Source organism: Actinomyces sp. HMSC075B09 (genome assembly GCF_001812395.1).
Lineage (GTDB): Bacteria > Actinomycetota > Actinomycetes > Actinomycetales > Actinomycetaceae > Gleimia > Gleimia europaea.
This window is the reverse complement of the sequence record NZ_KV808731.1, coordinates 226,014-242,894: the sequence shown is the minus strand read 5'-3', so window position 1 is coordinate 242,894 and position 16,881 is coordinate 226,014. Positions and strand designations below refer to the sequence as shown.

Below are 16,881 nucleotides of genomic sequence, written 5' to 3'. Positions count from 1 at the left end.
TCAGCATTTTCGTGCGCGCAACGTTGCGTGTTTTCGAAATATTCCCATTACAGATGGTTAGACCATCCATTAACAAAAGGTGGACAAATGACTCCAGATGCAGCATTGACATTCCTTGGAAACATGGATTTGTTCTGGCTTATCGCTGCGGCCGGTGGTGGCTTCTTTGGCGCCGCTATCGGTGGTAACTTTGCGTTCGGTTTCACGGGCATCCTGATTCTCGTGGGCTTCGGTATCGCGATGGCAACGGGCTCCGACGTGGGCTTTAGCTACCTGGCTTTCGGCCCGGTATTTGGCCCGCACATCGTATTTGCTGGTGCTGCTTCGGCAGCAGCGTACGCGGCTAAGAAGGGCCGTTTGCAAGATACCGGCAAGGGCCGCGATATTAATACGGCACTCGCGGGACTCGGTGAGCCCGATGTTCTTTTGGTCGGCGCCCTCTTCGGTATGCTCGGCTACGTAATCAACAACCTCATTGCGATGATCCCGTGGTTCGGTTCGCACACCGATACGGTTGCTCTCACCGTTGTGCTCCAGGGCTTGATTGCTCGCGTACTGTTCTCCAAGACCGGCATGTTCGGCTGGGTGAGCAAGCTTGAAGGCGACAGGCGTTGGATTGCTTGGCAAGAGAAGCCGAGCCAATGGATCACCATTGGTGCTCTTGGTGGCCTATTCGGTGCAGGCGTTGCAACTATGGTTTACTACCACGCTGGTGCAATGCTTGATCCGGATACCGCTGCGATCCTAATGGCGAACGCGAAGACGCTACCGTTCGCAATCTCCGCTATTACGATCTTCCTGCTCGTATTCGGCGTAACGATCCCGGTTTCGCACCACATCACCATTATTGGTGGTCTGGCAGGCGTTACCTTCTTCGAAGCCACTCAGTCGGGCGTTCTTGCGCTCATCCTTGGTGCAGTGTTCGGCGTGATGTCAGCTGCGATTGCAGAGCTTGGTAACCGTCTCTGCTACGCGCACGGCGACACCCACATTGACCCGCCGGCATTCGCAATCTGGCCGTCCACCACGATCGTGCTCGTACTGGGCGCGCTCGTAGCCTAAGACGGTCTCTAACTAACAGTTAAGGAGTGCCGGGCAGTAGCTCATACTCCCGGCACTCCTTTCCTTTTACAAGCCGTTTCGAAAACAACTGCAAAGCACAAGTTGGGAAAATGACTGACACAAAAACTTCCTTGAGCTTTCCGTCCAAACTTTACGATGCCTACGTATTCGATATGGACGGCACCATCTACCTTGGTGATCACCTTCTTCCGGGTGTAAAACGAACCATTGAGGAGCTGCGCAGGCGCAACATTCCGGTTCGCTACCTCTCTAACAACCCGACTAAAGACCCGAGCCAGTATGTAGACAAACTCAGCATGCTTGGGCTTCCTACCGATATTTCAGACATCGCGAACACCGTTGTGACCATGACGCGGTGGCTTAAAGATCATCGTCCGGACGCGGTTGTATTCCCCATTGCGGAACAGCCTTTGATTGATGCCTTCAAAGATGCAGGTATCAAGATGAGTGATAATCCGGAGGAAATCGACATTGTCGTAGCCTCCTATGACCGCACTTTTGAGTACCGGAAGCTGCAGATTGCATTTGATGCAATCTGGTTCCACAAGCGCGCGATCCTAGTTGCAACTAACCCGGACCGCTACTGCCCGTTCCCCGGAGGACGAGGCGAGCCAGACTGTGCGTCTATCATCGCTGCCATTGAGGCATGCACGGGCACGAAAGTGCAGATGATCGCCGGCAAACCTAACGCGGTCATGCTGGAGGAGGCCATCGCGGGCCTCGATGTGGATCCCACTAACTGCATGATGGTTGGCGACCGCCTCCACACTGACATTCAGATGGCTGTTCGTACCGGCATGTACTCGGCGATGCCTCTCACGGGTGATTCCACGATCGAAGAGGTCGCGGAACTCGACGAGATGGATCGCCCCACCTACGTGATCGATCGACTCGACCGCCTTATTCCCGCTGACATTTGGGAAGAAAATGGCTGGACGGAAGACGACGCCTAAAACGTAACCCCATGACCTGTAGGGGTTGAAAACGCCGCGCGATTTCATCCCCTACGAGTCTGCCCCGTGGCGGTCATTCACCGGAACGCTACGGGGGAACGAAATAAAAATTTTCGCCATTTATAGCAATGACGCTGAAAGGAAATCCAATGGTTAATCCGGGTTTTGAAGGTCCATACCTGCTCGGTATCGACTTTGGTACGGAATCGTGCCGCGCTGCAATCTTTGATCTTAAGGGTGAGCCGATTGGTTTTGCGGCAACGCCTTACCGTACCTACCACCCGCATCCGGGTTGGGCAGAGCAGTCTCCGGCCGACTGGTGGGAGGCACTCGGCGCGTCCGTCTCTCAGGTACTCAACAACACGGGTGTTCCGGCTCGCAAGATCGCAGGTATTTCCTACGACGCCACGACCATGACGGTTGTGCCCATGGATGCGAACGGCCAGGAGCTTTCGCGCGCAATCATGTGGATGGACGTGCGCGCAACTAAGCAGGCTGCACGAGCATCAACCATCGATCACTGGGCCCGCCTCTACAATGGTGGAGGCACGCTGGGTGCAACTGCAGAGTGGTTCCCGTTCAAGGCCGCGTGGCTACGTGAGAACGAGCGCGAGCTTTACGATTCTGCCTACCGTCTGCTGGATGCTCCGGACTGGCTGACCTACAAGCTGACGGGCGAGTGGACCATTAACATCAACTCGGCGGCAATGCGCGGCTACTACAACCGCGATTACGGCGGCTGGCCGGTAGATTTTTACGAGCACATCGGTTGTGGTGACGTATTCGACAAGCTTCCCGAGGCCGTGCTGGACCTCGGTACGCCGATCGGTACGCTAACCCCGGCGGCTGCAAGCCACATGTCGCTAGTTCCCGGCATTCCGGTGGCGCAGGGCTGTGCGGACGCGTGGGCAGGCCAGATTGGTATGGGCGTTGTTGCTCCGGGACGTATTGCGGTCACCACCGGTTCGTCGCAGGTCATCAACGGCCAGTCGGACAAGCCACTGCACGGTAAAGGCTTCTTTGGCTCCTACACGGACGGTGTTATTAAGGGCCAGTACACGGTTGAGGGCGGCCTTGTCTCATCCGGTTCGGTACTTAAGTGGTTCAAGGACGGCTTCGCTCGTGACGTTGTAATGGCAACTGAGCGCGTTGGACTTAACCCGTACCAGTACCTGGATAAGGCCTCGGCTCACATTCCACCAGGCTCGGATGGCCTCATCGTCAACGAGTACTTCCAGGGCAACCGCACGCCGTACACCGACTCGAAGGCACGCGGCATCATCTGGGGATTGTCGCTACACCACACCCCAGAGCACCTGTACCATGCCATCAAGGAGGCCGTCTGCTACGGCACGGCACACACTTTGAAAGCAATGAGCGACGCGGGCTTGCAGCCAACCGAGTTGGTGGCTGCAGGCGGCGCAACGAAGTCGCGTGACTGGATGCAGATGCACGCGGATGTTACCGGTCTGCCGGTAGTTCTTCCCGAGGTTGGGGACGCGGTAGTGCTCGGATCGTGCATCCTCGCAGCGGTTGGCTCTGGCCAGTACAAGTCGATCGACGACGCGGTTCGCAACATGGTTCACGAGAAGGACCGCATCGAACCGAATATGGCAACTCACGAAGAGTACAAGTTCTACCTCCAGCAGTACATGGAGGCGTACCCGCAGATGCAGGAGCTCACCCACAAGACTGTTGACCACGTGGCAGCAAACAACTAAGGAAAGAAGTAAGTTATGACAAGCAAATTGATCGAAACTGCTCTAAAGACAGCCACTGAGACTCGCGAAATCCTTTTTGACCACGATGCGGTAAGCCGCACCGGCGAGCTTTTCGCCCGGGTTTTCCCTGGCAAGAAGGTACTCGTCGTAGCGGATGGCAACACCTATGGTGCTTGCGGCGACGCGGTAGTGAAGTCGCTTAAGGACGCGGGTGTTGAGTTCGCTGCCGATCCGTACATTTTCCCGGGTACGCCAACCCTTTACGGCGACTACGACAACGTGTCGAAACTACGCGAAGTTATTCGTCCGCTGGGTGATGAGACCGTGGTTTGCTCCATCGCGTCGGGTACGCTAAACGACATCGCCAAGCTCGCCTCGGGCGAGTTGGGCCGCGAGTACATGAACGTATGTACTGCAGCTTCCGTGGACGGCTTCGCCTCGTTTGGCGCTTCCATTTCGCGCGACGGCTTCAAGATCACGCGTAACTGCCCGGCCCCGGCCGCACTAGTTGCGGACCTCGAGGTTATGGCAAACGCGCCGCAGCGCCTCACTGCTACCGGCTATGGTGACCTGATTGAAAAGATCCCGGCGGGCGCAGACTGGATGCTGGCTGATGAGCTCGGTATCGAAGCGATTGATGACTACGTGTGGAGCCTCGTGCAGGGCCCGCTACGTGACACACTCGCGGATCCGAAGGCTATTGCCTCCGGTGATGTGGATGCGATCGCGAAGCTCGGTGAAGGCAACATCATGTCTGGCCTGGCAATGCAGGCTGCGCAGTCTTCTCGCCCCGCTTCGGGTGCAGGCCACCAGTTCTCCCACGTTTGGGAGATGGAGGGCCACGGCCTCGACTGGGAGCCCCCGCTATCGCACGGCTTCAAGGTGGGTGTTGGCACCGTCGCGTCGTGCGCGATCTGGGAAGAGGCGCTCAAGCTCGACATCGAGAACCTAGACATTGAAGAGGTTGTAGCAAAGCAGCCCACCAAGGCTGAAGTTGAGGCAAAGGTTCGCGAAATCCAGTCCGAGCGCATCGTTGACGAGGCTGTGAAGCACACCCTTGGCAAGCACCTGGAAGGTGACGAGCTACGCGAGCGCCTCACGAAGATCAAGGCTGCTTGGCCAAAGATCAAGGAGCGAGTGAAGGACCAGCTGGTCTCGCCGGAAGAGGCCGCACGCATGCTGAAGGATGCTAAGGCCCCTTACCACCCCGAGATGATCGAGATCGATTGGGATCGCTTCCGCCTGACGCACACCAAGGCGCAGCAGATTCGTCCTCGCTACACCGTGCTTGATGTCCTCGCGGACACAGGCATGCTGGATGAGGTCATCGAGCGCCTGTTCGCTGCGGATGGCTACTGGGGCAAGCACCGCCACCCCGAGGCATAACCTCAAGTACACGCCTAATGTTTGCCCGCGCGCCCTCCATTTTCGGGCGTGCGGGCAAACCCGGCTCCCAGGTATTGGCGAGTCGTTAGAAAATACAAGCTTTAATTGGACCACAGGCCAAGTAGTTCAAGGAGGAACCTATGACCACTGAGTCACCCAAATATGTAATCGGCATCGACCTGGGCACTCTGTCTGGTCGCGCAGTAGTCGTTGACGCGAGCAATGGCGACGAGCTCGGATCAGCAGTGTTGGAATACACGCACGCGGTTATGGACCACACCCTGACCGCGGGTGACAACCAGCAGCTGCCGCCAGATTTTGCACTCCAGGATCCTCGGGACTACCTGGAAGTCCTCTCAACCGTCATTCCGGGTGCGATTGAGGACGCGAAGATTAACAAGGAAGACGTTGTCGGTATCGGCCTTGACGTAACTTCGGCAACCGTGATCGTGACTGACAAGGACGGCACGCCGCTTTGTGAGAAGGAAGAGTTTAGGAACAACCCGCACGCCTACGTGAAGCTGTGGAAGCACCACGGCGCGCAGGAGCAGGCGGACCGCATTGTTGCGTTGGCGCGTGAGCGGAACGTGGACTGGCTGGCGCGTTACGGCGGCGAGCTGTCCTCAGAAATGTTGCTGCCGAAGGCCTTGGAGACTTTGGAGAAGGCTCCGGAGGTATACAACGCAGCGGATCATATTGTGAACGCTCTGGATTGGCTCACCTGGATCCTCACCGGTCACCTGACATACGCGGCTGGCGACTCGGGATACAAGCGCATGTACCAGGATGGCAAGTACCCGGACGAAGATTTCCTCAAGACACTAAACCCTGACTTTGGGGAAGTGTTCTCGCAGAAGATGGCCGCTGAAGTTCTGCCACTTGGCGGCAAGGTAGGTACGCTGAACGAGCGCGGCCAGCGCATCACGGGCCTTTCCGGCAATGTAACGGTGGCTTCGGGCAACATTGACGCCCACGTTACCGCTCCCGCAGTACAGGCAACCGAGGCGGGCCAGTTGACGGCGATCATGGGCACCTCTTCGTGCTACGTCCTTTCGGGTAAGGACTTCCAGCCGGTGCCGGGTGTGTTCGGCATCGTTGATGGCGGCATTATCGATGGTATGTGGGGCTACGAGGGCGGCCAGACCGCTGTTGGCGATATTTACGCCTGGTTTGTTGAAAACTGTGTGCCGAAGGCCTACGAGGAAGAGGCGGAAAGCCGTGGCATTTCGCTCCATGAGCTCCTCACAGAGAAGGCCTCGAAGCAGGAGGTTGGCGAGCACGGCCTGGTTGCGCTCGACTGGCACAACGGTAACCGTTCGATCCTGGTCGATGCGAACCTGTCTGGCATGATTGTTGGCCAGACGCTGGCTACGAAGCCAGAAGATCAGTATCGTGCGATCATGGAGGCCACGGCGTTTGGTGCCCGTGTGATTATTGAGAACTTTGAGCAGCATGGCGTTGAGATCAATGAGTTCATCGCTGCTGGCGGTTTGATTAAGAACCCGTTCCTCATGCAGATGTTCTCTGACATCACCAGGCTCCCTGTTTCTACGGCGCTGTCCTCGCAGGCTCCGGCTCTGGGCTCCGCTATTTTCGGTGCTGTTGCAGCGGGCTTGTACGACACGGTTTCAGAGGCTGCCGCGGCAATGGGCAAGCGGAAGAAGGCTGCCTACACGCCGGATGAGACCAGGTCTAAGCAGTACGACGAGCTGTACAAGCACTACAAGTACCTGCATGACCTCTTCGGCCGTGAAAACGAAGTGATGCACGATTTGAAGCGAATCCGGCGTGAAGCTCACGAGCGTCGCGCGAAGTAGATGGGAGTGATCAACTAGATGATTGAACTATCGAAGCTGCCTGCAGAGGTTCAAGAGGCCGTTCAGCGTACTCGTGAGAACGTTGCGCGCCTGCACGCTGAGCTACCCCGCTGGGAGCTGGTTGTGTGGACGGCGGGAAACGTGTCGGAGCGCGTGCCTGGCACCGACCTATTTGTGATCAAGCCTTCCGGGGTATCTTATGACGAGCTGACTGCCGACAACATGGTGGTTTGTGACCTGGACGGTAAGAAGATTGCGGATGGAACGCCCGATAACCTCTCGCCATCTTCGGATACGGCCGCGCATGCTTACGTTTACAAGCATATGGATGAGGTTGGAGGCGTGGTGCACACGCATTCGACGTATGCGACGGCTTGGGCGGCGCGCGGTGAGGAGATCCCGTGCGTGCTCACCATGATGGGCGATGAGTTTGGAGGCCCGATTCCGGTTGGTCCGTTTGCAATCATCGGTGATGATTCGATTGGTCGCGGAATTGTGGAGACTCTGCGCGGGCACAGGTCGAAGGCCGTGCTGATGCAAAACCATGGTCCTTTCACGATCGGTAAGGACGCAAAGGCCGCGGTTAAGGCTGCTGTGATGGTTGAGGAGGTTGCCCGCACGGTTCACATCGCTAAACAGCTTGGCGACGTGATTCCAATCGAGCAGCGCCACATTGATTCCTTGTATGACAGGTATCAAAACGTGTACGGCCAGCATTAGAAGCCAAGAGCAAAACCGTGGGGTCATTCCAAAAGGGATGGCCCCACGGTCGTGTTTAAGCCGATTTATCTGATTGGTTGTGGGGAAACTTAGCTACGCGCGCTGGTGCTTTTGAAGCCGGGGAACAAATCGCGTGGAGACCAACTACAGGTTCTCGCCCTCGTCCTCGTCTTCTTCTGGCTCCTGCTGGTCTTTAGGAGCATCTGCATCCGAGGAATCAGCAGGTGTTGAGTGGTTTGAGGTGCCTTCGCCGCTCGGGATGGTCAGGTCCTCTGCTTCAGAATCTACGTCTCGCGCTTCGAGGTCCTTACTGTCCCGGTCCTCTGCTCGTTCGGCCTCGTCCATCTGCCGCTCGAATTCGCGCATGAGATTCTCCGACCTCTTTTGACGCATCTGCTTTTCCAAGTGCCAGGCCAAATTCGGGTCATCATCAGGCGCGCCGTACATGTACGGATCCTGGTTCGTGTAGGTGCGTTGTGGAAGTTTTATTGCCGAGTCTTGCGAATACCAAAAGCCACGATTCACCTGCCCACCACGTGCCTCTGCTTGGGTCACGCGAGACACGATAATCCAGGCCAAACCGCCCACGGGCGTCAGTAAAATCGCCAGTAAAAGCCACAGCGGTTTAGGGATTCGAGCGGGAATCTCATCTTTAGGGGTGCGCGCAATGTCAGCAACAGCAAAAACCGTCACTGCCAGTGACAAGATAGCGATCACAACCCTAGCCATTTCCCACTCCTCAATAGGTCTTTAACCATTGTATGCACTGGCCGCGAATATGCTCGCCGGGCTTAGGACACGACTAGGCCAATGCACACAGCCAGACCGGTGAACAGAGTTAAAAAGCCCGTGTTGCGTAGGATCGGCAGTAGCTCACGGCCCTTCGTTCCAGCTAGAACCTTGCGCGAAATCAGGAGCACGGGCGCGGCAAACACGAGCAAATAGGCCGGAACGAACCGGGTTTGTACCAGACCAAGCCCCGTCATAACCACGCCAATGCCCAGCAGCCACGCGTACACGAACCGTGAGAGGCGATCCCCTAGGCGAACCGGCAGAGTCCTCTTGCCCGTCTTTGAATCGGTTGGAATATCGCGAATGTTGTTTACAAACAGCAGGGCAACCGAGAGCATGCCCGTACCTGCCGCGCCGCACCACAGCCACCAGGGCGCCATCTGAATCTGCACCCAAGTGGTTGCAACCGTGGCCATGAGGCCAAAAAACACGAAGACGAACAGCTCAGACAGGCCCACGCCCATGTAGCCGTAAGGGGTGCGCCCTCCCGTGTAAAACCAGGCTGCGGCAACCGCCGCAATGCCAGGAACTAGCAACCACCACTGGCTCGAAATGTAAAGCAGAACGAGGCCAAGTACCCCCGCTAACGCGAAGCATCCCAGCGCCGCAGCGAGCACAACCTTTGGGCTTGTCTTGCCCCCGCCGGTTAGGCGAGGAGGGCCCGAACGCACCGCATCTGTTCCGCGCACCCCGTCGGAGTAGTCGTTCGAAAAGTTCACCCCAACCTGTAGCGCAAGCGCCACTGCCAGGGCAAGGATCGAGCGGGCGGCAGAAAATCCGCCTAGGAAATGGGCCGCCCCAATACCGATAAGCACGGGCGCGATTGCTGCGGGGAGGGTGCGAAGGCGTGCGCCTTCGAGCCAGTCGTTGAAAGTCGCCATGTGCTCAGCGTACCCACGCGGCTTCAGACGCAACCAAATTCGCTACCATTGCGCCCACCGCGTGCCTATCAACTTTGCCTAGCGGCGTAACGGCAAGCTCGTCCACAACCGCAATGACTCGCGGGGCATGATCGCGCCCTAACTGCTCGCCAACCAGGTCTCGGATTTGCTTGGCGAACTTCGCGTACACCTCATTTTCGTGGGCGGGCAGATCCGCACCGGCCTCGTCAATCTTCGCCCTAATGGAAGGCGAGGCGATAGCGACAGCCACTACCTGCCCCCACTTCTCGTCAGGCAGGGCAACAACCGCTACGTCGACAACGTCCGTTGCTGCCGCAATCACGTCCGCAACGCGCGTGGGCGCCACGTTCACCGCGCCAGAAACAATCACGTCATCAGCGCGGCCCAGCACCTGCAGACTGTTGCCATCCCATTCGCCCGCGTCAGAGGTGCGTAGCCAGCGCTGCCCATCCTCCACGTCGAACGGGCGATCAAAACCATCCACATATCCATCCATGAGGACGGGGCCGCAAATCTGGATCCGGCCATCAACCGTGCGGATCTGTACGCCCGGCAGGGGAGTGTCGTTGTAGACGCAGCCGCCCCCGGTTTCGCTCATGCCGTACGTCGTGACCACGTTAATACCGGCCGCGCGGGCGCGATCCAGCAGATTCGAGGAGGTGCCTGCTCCTCCTACCAGCACCGCATCTAGACGCGCGAGCTGCTCCACGAGTTCGCCTCCAGCCTCGAGGGCGTCATACAACTGTTTGGGAACCAAGGATAGGTAGGCGCGGTTATCCCCGTCGTCAGCGCCGGTACGGCAGGCAACGGTAAGGGCCTCCTCGTCAAAACCGGCTGACATGTCCGCGATGATCGGCGAGGCCTCGGCAACGCAGGTGCGAATCAGCGTTTGTAGCCCCGCAACGTGATGCACGGGGAGTGCCACAATCCAGCGTCCCGGCCCGCCCAAAGCCTCGTGCGTGGCCCGGGCAGATGCTACCAGTGCGCCGAACGAGAGCCCCACAAGCCGCGGATTTCCCGTGGTGGAGCCGGAGGTCTCTAAGATCACGTCCACGCTGCCCGGCAACTGCTTGATGCGTTTTTGTAGCGCGGCGTTGGTTTGAGCCGCGCGCGCAGGCATCGCCTCGCTGGCCTCTCGCGGTGCCAAAATAATGCGCTGCTGGCGCTGCACACCCGTCTTTTCAAACCGTTCGTACAGCTCCCACAGCTTGTGTACCGCCGAATAGGTCATGGTCACCGCGCCGGGCGTGGTTCCTCCCGGAACAATCAACAGTTGGGCCGCAGAATCAGCAGGGTTCATCGACGTCATTACAAATCCATTCACATACGAGGGGGCCTGGCCAATGCCGGGCGCGCAAACGGGCAAGGTGCCAGTCTGCTGGGGGAGTGGGCAGAAGAAAATGGTTAAAAATAGTACGGGTAGCTTGACCAGTCGGGGCTGCGCCGCTCTAGGAAAGCGTCGCGCCCCTCTTGCGCCTCTTCGGTCATGTACGCCAGGCGCGTTGCTTCCCCGGCAAACACCTGCTGGCCAGCCAAGCCATCATCGGCGAGGTTGAATGCGAACTTCAACATGCGGATGGCCTGGGGAGACTTCGTTGCAATGATCCGCGCATATTCGAGCGCGGTGGCTTCCAGGTCCGCGTGCGGCACGGCCTCGTTCACAATGCCCCAACGCTCCGCGTCCTTCGCGCTATATTCGCGAGCCAAGAAAAAGATCTCTCGCGCCCGCTTATCCCCAGCTTGACGTGCCAACAGGGCGGATCCGTAGCCGGCGTCAAACGAGCCCACATTCGCATCCGTTTGCATAAAACGCGCGTGTTCGATGGACGCCACCGACAGGTCGCACACCACGTTGAGTGAGTGGCCGCCGCCTGCTGCCCAACCTGGGACAGCGGCAATCACAACCTTGGGCATCGTGCGGATCAGGCGCTGCACCTCCAGAATGTGAAGGCGTCCGGCCCGCGCGTTGTCCATGTTCTGGCGGCGCTTCGAAATCTCAGCTTCATCAGAAATATCGGTCTTTTCGTACTGGTACCCGGCAGCGCCGCGGATGCGCTGGTCTCCGCCCGAACAAAACGCGTAGCCGCCATCCTTTGCAGACGGGCCATTCCCCGTTAGGATTACCGCCGCCACGTCCGGGCTCATACGCGCATGATCTAAGCAAGCGTAAAGCTCGTCGACGGTGTGGGGGCGAAACGCGTTGCGCAGGTGCGGGCGATCAAACGCGATGCGTACCACGGGCAGGTCTTCCCCGGCCAGAGCCCCGTCTTCCTTTCCACGCGAAATGCCGCGATGGTAGGTCATATCAGTAAGCTCGAAATCTTCCACCTCACGCCAGCGGGAGGGGTCAAAAGTGTCCGAAACATTGGGTAAAGCGCTCATGTGTACATCGTAGTTGCTCGCGCGATTTTTAGCTTTCGGGGCTACTTGACCCGCGCAAACAAGGTTCGGTGACGGTTGTAGCCCGCAAAAAGTCGGGGAAAACTCGGGTTGCTAAAGATTTCAGTATTTACGCAATGTGGACGTTGCGTAAAGTTGAAAAAGGTTTCGGGATGTGGTTAGGTTAGCCTGACCTACGTTAAGAAGGAAAGTGAAATCTAATGCGTAAACTATCGCTCGGCGCCGTTGCCGTTGTTGCGTCCCTTGCCCTCGCGGCATGCGGAGCCGGGGGCACGTCTTCCGCGCCTGAAACCACGGAGACCGCAACTGAAGCAGCCGGCGCATTCCCGGCAACCATCACCCACAACGCGGGTGAGACCACCATCGAGTCACAGCCCAAATCCATCGTCGTGCTCGACATGGCCGCGCTCGACACCATCGACGCGCTGGGCGCGGGAGACCTCGTGACCGGCGTGCCCGTCAAGTCCGTCCCCACCTGGCTGAAGGATGACCAGGGCATCGACTATTCCACCCTCGAAAATGTGGGAACGCTGAAGGAACCCGACGTAGAGGCCATTGCGAAACTTAACCCCGACCTCGTGGTTGTGGGCGCGAGGTCCGCGAAGTTCTACGACGAGCTCTCCAAGAACTTCACCACCATCGACGCGTCCGTCCCGTGGGACAAGGATGGCTACTCGCAGCGCGCTGCTGAATCTGTAGAAATGCTCGCGACTGCTGTTGGTAAGGCCGAGCGCGGCGCGGAACTCAAGGATGAACTCCTTACCAAGATCGCTGAATACAAGGCTGAAGCCGAGAAATCTGAGCGTGGCACGGCAATGGTCCTGATGACCAACGGTGGAGAAGTGTCAATGCATGGACCGCAGTCCAGGTGGGCGCCAATCTACGACGTGTTCGGTTTCAAGCCCGTAACTGAAGGCGAAGCTGAAGAAGGCCACAAGGGCCAGAAGATCTCGTTTGAAACTGTGCGTGAGCTTGCTCCCGACTACATCTTCGTGATTGACCGCGACGCGGCCGTTGGCAACACCGAGGCTGGAACCACTGCGCAGCAAGTTCTGGACAACGACCTCGTAAATGAAACTCCCGCGGCTAAGAACGGTCACATCGTTTACCTGTCGCCAGAGCGCTGGTACGTGGTCATGACGGGCGCATCCAACTTCATGGCTGAGCTAGAAGAAGTAGCGGCCGCCACCAAATGAGCGCTCCCGCTCTAACCGCTAAGCCGGTAGCCGCCAACCAGTCCCGATACGCTCTGGGGCTGGCTGGCGGCGTCGTCTTGCTCGCGGTGCTAATGGCCGTATCCGTAACGGTTGGTACCGCAGACCTGTCCATTGCAAATCTGATAACCGGCCAACTAAGTAGCGCGGAAGCTCAAGTTCTAACCGTGTCGCGTATTCCCCGCACCCTCGCCATCGTGCTTGCGGGCGCCTCCATGGCAGTTGCCGGCCTGGTCATGCAGATGCTGGTGCAAAACCGCTACGTTGAGCCCTCCACCACCGGTGTCACCGAATCCGCCGGCCTTGGCGTGCTGGTTGTGACCCTCCTGTTCCCGGCAGCCTCAATTCTGGTGAAAATGGGATTCGCCGTGATTTTTGCCCTCGGCGCCACCCTGGTGCTCCTCGCCCTGATCCGCTCCATCCCACGCAAAGACCCAATCATCGTGCCACTGCTCGGCATTGTCCTCTCCGGCGTCATTGGAGCCGGAGCCACCTTCCTCGCCTGGGAATTTCAACTGCAGGGCACCCTGCAAGCATGGCTAACCGGTGACTTTTCGGGCACTATTTCCGGCCGTTACGAACTGCTGTGGATCGTGGCGGGGGCGTGCGCTCTCGCATACCTGTTTGCAGACCGCTTCACAGTGGTGGGGCTGGGCGAAAACTTTTCCACAAACCTTGGCCTTAACCACGCCCGCGTCACTCGTGTCGGCCTAACCATAGTCGCCATCGTGGCCGGCACAACCATCGTGGTAGCAGGGTCGCTTCCCTTCCTCGGTCTCGTTGTCCCCAACATCGTGTCACTCATCATGGGGGACTACCTGCGTCGGTCGCTGCCCTTCGTCGCCATGGGCGGTGCCGGTTTTGTTCTCATCGCTGACATTCTTGGACGCACCCTGATCGCGCCAGCCGAAATTCCCGTTGGCGTCGTAATGGGTGTGCTTGGCGGCGCCATATTCCTCGTTATCTTGCTGAAAACGGTGAAGTTATGACCACCATCGCCCTGCCCCTCGTGCGCCCGATTCGATCCGAATCGGCCGTTGGAAGTGCTCCCCACATCGCAGCGGTCATGGCAAAACGAGCTAAAGACGTACGGCTGCACGTGCTCATCGCGGTAGGTCTAGCCGTGATCGCGATGCTGTTCTTCCTGCTGTATGGGGCGCTTGACGCGTGGCAAATCATTGCGGCGCTGCGCATCAAACGCCTTGCTGGTCTAGTGGTGGTGGCCGTTGCTCTCTCTGCCGCCACCGTGCTGTTTCAAACGGTCACGCGCAACCGCATCCTCTCTCCCTCCGTCATGGGATTCGACGCCATGTTTGCCCTGGTGGCAACCAGCCTGGTGTTCTTCCTTAGCGCGCGCGTAACAAACCTGATTCCACCCGCCCTCATGTTTGCCCTGCAAGCCTCCCTTATGACACTGGTGTCCGTCACCATGTTCCTTGCAATCATGCGCAAAGGTCGGGCGTCAACGCACCTGCTGGTCCTCGTTGGCATTGTCGTTGGCGCGCTTTTGCGTTCTATCACCACGATGATGTCGATCATCATGGACCCCAACGAGTTCTTGACCGTGCAAGACCTCTCCACGGCTTCATTTGCCGCCATTAACACAAGCGCACTCGGTATCACTGCATTAGTAACCGTGATTGGTTTGGCTTACGCCATCAAACGGTCGCGTGATTGGGACGTGTTGGCGCTAGGGCCAGACATGGCCACGTGCCTGGGCCTTAACTACAGTCGCGAAGTTAAAACTGTGCTGGCAACCTCCGCACTGCTAGTTTCAGCCGCCACAGCTCTGGTGGGCCCACTCATGTTTTTTGGCCTTCTGGTAGCAAACATTGCCGTTCATGCCCTCGGATCTACGTCCATCCGTCACCTCGTACCCGGCGCAAGCGCGATTGGCATCATCGTCCTCGTAGGCGGACAAGCTATCTTGGAGCATGTTCTTTCAGGAGGCACCATTTTGCCCGTTGTGATTGAACTGGTTGGCGGCGCACTACTGCTGGTCATGCTAGTTAGGGGATCAAAATGATTGAACTACGTAACGTGACCATGTCCTACGGGGCTGATCCCGTAGTGAAGAACGTGAGCTTTAACCTGGCTGATAGCGGGCTCACCGCCCTCATCGGGCCGAACGGGGCAGGCAAATCCACCCTCCTTTCCGGCATTGGACGTCTCATCCCGCTCGCGGATGGCCACGTCCTGGTAGACGACATTGACGTGAAAGATTGGAAAAGCGAAGAACTTGCCAAGAAGATTGCGATTTTGAGGCAGGAGAACCATCTTTCGGTACGGCTCACAGTTGCCGAGCTTGTCATGCTGGGACGCCACCCGCACGGTCGTGGGCGCATCGGCTCTAAGGACCAAGAAAAGGTAGCTGAAGCCCTGAAGTCAGTGGACATGCTTTGCCTCGCCGACCGCTTTTTGGATGAGCTTTCTGGCGGCCAACGCCAGCGTGCATTCATCGCCATGACGCTCGCGCAAGACGCCAAATACCTACTGCTCGACGAGCCGCTCTCCGCCCTCGACATGCGTCATTCGCGTGACATGATGCGCCACCTCGTTCGCGCCACAAAAAACCAGAACATGTCCACCGTGGTTGTCATTCACGACATCAACACGGCCAGCGCCTACGCCGATCGCCTCATTGCATTGAAAGATGGCGAGGTAGTAGCCGACGGAACTCCGGACGAAGTCGTGCGTCCCGAGGTCCTTGAAGACATCTTCGAGGTAGACGTTGAAGTTGTACACGTGAACGGGCGCCCAGTGGCCGTGCCCCTGGCTTAGCTACCTCGAAGCCTCGCAGGTGTTTTAAAGCGGAAGGGGAGCGGCCACCTCGGCAATGAAGAAAGCGTGGACATGCCTGCGCGCGCCACGTGCCGTTAATAGACTGGACGCATGGATTTTCCTCTACGTGGACGCAGTTTTTTGCGTGAACTCGACTTCAGCTCTAGCGAGTGGACCTACCTCCTTGACCTTGCCGGGCAGCTGAAGAACGCAAAGGCCCAGGGGCGTGAAACCCAATATCTGCAGGGATTGCAAATCGCCCTCGTATTCCAAAAAATGTCTACCCGTACCCGGTCTGCCTTCGAAGTCGCAACGTTTGACCAAGGCGCAAACACCACGTACCTAGATCCGGCGTCATCTCACGTGGGTTACAAAGAATCCGTAGCGGACACCGCGCGCGTGCTCGGCCGCATGTTCGACGCAGTTATGTTTCGCGGTGACAGTCATGACACTGTGGAACAACTACACCGATGGGCAGGTGTACCCGTCTTCAACGGTCTTACAGACCTTTGGCACCCCACGCAGATGCTTGCCGACGCCCTCACCATGCGTGAACATTCCTGCGCGCCGCTAACCGAAACAGCATTCGCTTACGTGGGCGATGCGCGCTACAACATGGGCCGATCCCTCCTCGTTCTTGGAGCTATGCTGGGCATGGATGTGCGCATCATCGCGCCAACCGCCCTGCAGCCGCCCGCTGAGCTGGTTGAACAAGCTCAAGATCTAGCGGTTTCGACCTCGGGAAAGGTTACGGTAACCGACGACGTCGAGGCCGTCGCGGGCGCAAACTTTGTGCACACCGACATGTGGGTATCAATGGGGGAGCCCGAGGCCGCGTGGGACGAGCGTGTTCGCCTACTCACTCCCTACCGCGTGGACGCGGCCCTCATGGATCGGGCCGGTGCAGACGCGAAATTCATGCACTGCCTGCCCGCGATTCACGACATCAACACTCAAGTTGGCAAGATGATACTTGAGCGTTACGGCCTGAACGGGTGTGAAGTGAGCGACGAAGTATTCGAGTCGGAACGCTCTATCGTGTTTGATCAGGCCGAAAACCGCATGCACACCATTAAAGCCGTTATGGTCGCTTCTCTCGGACGCGAATAAAC

General features: G+C 58.1%; 15 protein-coding genes. 11 read left to right on the top strand and 4 right to left on the bottom strand.

Annotated features, from left to right (window positions below; translation table 11 throughout):
• Positions 1-87 precede the first annotated feature (87 nt).
• The 6 genes from HMPREF2854_RS01980 (at position 88) to HMPREF2854_RS01955 (ending at position 7,680) form a co-directional block, all read left to right on the top strand.
• Positions 88-1,062, top strand: coding sequence for a DUF7973 family transport facilitator (locus HMPREF2854_RS01980; protein ID WP_034507165.1), 975 nt, complete (start codon positions 88-90; stop codon positions 1,060-1,062).
• A gap of 110 nt (positions 1,063-1,172) precedes the next feature.
• The gene (locus tag HMPREF2854_RS01975; RefSeq protein ID WP_070618277.1) at positions 1,173-2,036 is read left to right on the top strand and encodes an HAD-IIA family hydrolase; all 864 of its coding nucleotides are present in this window, start codon (positions 1,173-1,175) and stop codon (positions 2,034-2,036) included.
• A 149-nt stretch (positions 2,037-2,185) separates the two neighbouring features.
• Positions 2,186-3,757: an FGGY-family carbohydrate kinase gene (locus HMPREF2854_RS01970; protein ID WP_070618275.1), complete on the top strand. Its 1,572-nt coding sequence runs from the start codon at positions 2,186-2,188 to the stop codon at positions 3,755-3,757.
• Between the two features lie 15 nt (positions 3,758-3,772).
• Positions 3,773-5,143 carry a sn-glycerol-1-phosphate dehydrogenase gene (locus HMPREF2854_RS01965; protein WP_070618271.1) on the top strand — a complete coding sequence of 457 codons (1,371 nt, stop codon included), beginning with the start codon at positions 3,773-3,775 and terminating at the stop codon, positions 5,141-5,143.
• A 140-nt stretch (positions 5,144-5,283) separates the two neighbouring features.
• A complete protein-coding gene (locus HMPREF2854_RS01960; protein ID WP_070618268.1) occupies positions 5,284-6,960 on the top strand; it encodes a ribulokinase in 1,677 nt (558 codons plus the stop codon).
• A gap of 18 nt (positions 6,961-6,978) precedes the next feature.
• Positions 6,979-7,680: an L-ribulose-5-phosphate 4-epimerase gene (locus HMPREF2854_RS01955; RefSeq protein ID WP_034507154.1), complete on the top strand. Its 702-nt coding sequence runs from the start codon at positions 6,979-6,981 to the stop codon at positions 7,678-7,680.
• Positions 7,681-7,824: 144 nt separating this feature from the next.
• Here the strand turns inward: HMPREF2854_RS01955 and HMPREF2854_RS01950 are convergent, their stop codons facing one another.
• From HMPREF2854_RS01950 to HMPREF2854_RS01935, 4 genes are all read right to left on the bottom strand, one after another.
• Positions 7,825-8,409: a PLDc N-terminal domain-containing protein gene (locus HMPREF2854_RS01950; protein WP_070618265.1), complete on the bottom strand. Its 585-nt coding sequence runs from the start codon at positions 8,407-8,409 to the stop codon at positions 7,825-7,827.
• A gap of 62 nt (positions 8,410-8,471) precedes the next feature.
• The gene (locus HMPREF2854_RS01945; protein WP_070618262.1) at positions 8,472-9,353 is read right to left on the bottom strand and encodes a 1,4-dihydroxy-2-naphthoate polyprenyltransferase; all 882 of its coding nucleotides are present in this window, start codon (positions 9,351-9,353) and stop codon (positions 8,472-8,474) included.
• 4 nt (positions 9,354-9,357) lie between these two features.
• Positions 9,358-10,683, bottom strand: coding sequence for an AMP-binding protein (locus tag HMPREF2854_RS01940; RefSeq protein ID WP_070618259.1), 1,326 nt, complete (start codon positions 10,681-10,683; stop codon positions 9,358-9,360).
• Positions 10,684-10,778: 95 nt separating this feature from the next.
• A complete protein-coding gene (locus HMPREF2854_RS01935) occupies positions 10,779-11,756 on the bottom strand; it encodes a 1,4-dihydroxy-2-naphthoyl-CoA synthase (RefSeq protein ID WP_070618256.1) in 978 nt (325 codons plus the stop codon).
• Positions 11,757-11,974: 218 nt separating this feature from the next.
• On the opposite strand from HMPREF2854_RS01935, the gene HMPREF2854_RS01930 reads away from it, so the two are divergent.
• The 5 genes from HMPREF2854_RS01930 (at position 11,975) to argF (ending at position 16,879) form a co-directional block, all read left to right on the top strand.
• Complete coding sequence (locus HMPREF2854_RS01930; RefSeq protein WP_070618253.1) at positions 11,975-12,970, top strand: siderophore ABC transporter substrate-binding protein; 996 nt, start codon at positions 11,975-11,977, stop codon at positions 12,968-12,970.
• Entirely contained in the window at positions 12,967-13,977 is a 1,011-nt protein-coding gene (locus tag HMPREF2854_RS01925) for an ABC transporter permease (RefSeq protein WP_070618250.1), read from the top strand. The genes HMPREF2854_RS01930 and HMPREF2854_RS01925 overlap by 4 nt, the downstream gene beginning before the upstream one ends.
• Entirely contained in the window at positions 13,974-15,014 is a 1,041-nt protein-coding gene (locus tag HMPREF2854_RS01920) for an iron chelate uptake ABC transporter family permease subunit (protein WP_083309317.1), read from the top strand. The genes HMPREF2854_RS01925 and HMPREF2854_RS01920 overlap by 4 nt, the downstream gene beginning before the upstream one ends.
• Positions 15,011-15,769 (top strand): iron ABC transporter ATP-binding protein, encoded by a 759-nt coding sequence (locus HMPREF2854_RS01915; protein ID WP_070618247.1) that lies wholly within the window; start codon positions 15,011-15,013, stop codon positions 15,767-15,769. Before HMPREF2854_RS01920 ends, HMPREF2854_RS01915 begins: the two co-directional genes overlap by 4 nt.
• Before the next feature lie 111 nt (positions 15,770-15,880).
• Complete coding sequence (argF, locus tag HMPREF2854_RS01910) at positions 15,881-16,879, top strand: ornithine carbamoyltransferase (RefSeq protein ID WP_070618244.1); 999 nt, start codon at positions 15,881-15,883, stop codon at positions 16,877-16,879.
• Positions 16,880-16,881: the final 2 nt, after the last annotated feature.